This window comes from Curtobacterium sp. BRD11, assembly GCF_031844345.1.
GTDB lineage: Bacteria > Actinomycetota > Actinomycetes > Actinomycetales > Microbacteriaceae > Curtobacterium.
This window is the reverse complement of the sequence record NZ_JAUZUZ010000014.1, coordinates 1-1,330: the sequence shown is the minus strand read 5'-3', so window position 1 is coordinate 1,330 and position 1,330 is coordinate 1. Positions and strand designations below refer to the sequence as shown.

At 71.0% G+C, this 1,330-nt stretch carries 2 protein-coding genes; one reads left to right on the top strand and one right to left on the bottom strand.

The window, feature by feature from the left end:
• The coding region (locus Q9R28_RS16805) for a hypothetical protein (protein WP_311206671.1) at window positions 1-212 on the bottom strand (212 nt) is incomplete at its 3' end.
• Between the two features lie 174 nt (window positions 213-386).
• Here Q9R28_RS16805 and Q9R28_RS16800 point away from each other — a divergent pair.
• Complete coding sequence (locus tag Q9R28_RS16800) at window positions 387-1,064, top strand: GNAT family N-acetyltransferase (protein ID WP_311206670.1); 678 nt, start codon at window positions 387-389, stop codon at window positions 1,062-1,064.
• The last annotated feature ends 266 nt before the right edge of the window (window positions 1,065-1,330 follow it).

The following is a 1,330-nucleotide window of genomic DNA, read 5'->3' as shown; positions in this document are numbered from 1 at the left end:
TCCGGGCCGACCCGCACACCGCCACCGCCCTCGACTGCTCGGGCCGTGCGGGCGAGCGCAGCGGCGATCGCGCGGTGGCGCGATCCCGCACGATCGGCCACCATCAGAACGTGGCACGACACGTCGGTGATCTGTTCCGGGACGAGCCTGACCAGTGGGGCTTGCGCGGCGACCCGTGGCTCTGGCGAGCTCTCGGTGAGCGGTTCGTGCACGTCAGACTCCCGAGCACACGAGGCGAGCTCGACGGCATGCTGCGGCGGGGCTTTGCGGCGGAGGTCGGTCGTGCGATGTCGGGAGACGCCGGCGCAGGGGTGTTCGTCGAGCGCTTCGCACACGGCGGGATGTCTTCCGGGCACGTGTCGCCCTCGTGGTGGTCGGCGACCGGCGTGCCCCTCCTCCTGGGGCGGGCCGGTCTCCCGGGTCTCCGGTACGTCGTGCGGAGCACGGTCGAGCAGGACTGGCGGTCGGTGCGAGCGCTCCGGCTCGAGAACGCGGCGGAGAACCCGGTGTCGTACGGCGCCGACCTCCGGACCACCCTCGCGATGACCGAGGACGACTGGCGGCTGCGGGCGCGGCGCGGTACCGGGCGGGACACCACTGCTGTCGTGGCAGTCGCGGAGGACGGGGCGTGGCTGGGGATCATGGCCGCTCAGCTGCCGGCTGACGAGGAGCCTGCCGCGCTGCTCACGGGGGTGTTCGTCCGTCCTCGAGGGCGCGGCCGGGCGAACGGCGTGGCGGACGCGCTCCTCGCGGACGTCCTCAGCTGGGCCGCCCTCCGTGCCCCGTCGATCCGACTGTGGGTGGACTGCGCTCCGGACGGTGCGCCGGCGCGGGGCCTCTACGCTCGCCACGGCTTCCGCAGGACGGGACGCCGGCGCGCGGCCGACGGGTTGCCGAACGCCGTCATCGAAGAGATGGCGACTGCACTCGAGCTCCCGACCGTCGATGGAAGCAGCGGAGAACCGCGCGAGGAGTGGGTCGGTCGCAACGCTGCAACGCGTCCGCTCATCGCCCGACACGCCCGGGATGTGGCCCCACTTGGCAGCGCGTTCACCTCCGTGTAAGGTTGTACCTCGTTGCCGCTGAGGCGGAGAACGGAACGGCCGAGACGGTCACCAGGGCGAGTACCTGGAGATGCAGTCCGGACGGGGTCCCGCTCGGCAACCAACCACCGCCCTGACGAGCTGCAAGGTTCGGCGGATGGTGTCGAGAATCCAAGCCCCTCTGGCGGAGCTCCTTCGTGGAGTCGAGTGGGGGGTGCGTCTGGTCCTTGAGAACTCAACAGCGTGCACATTGTCAATGCCAATTATTTTGACCCCGTGCGACTGCG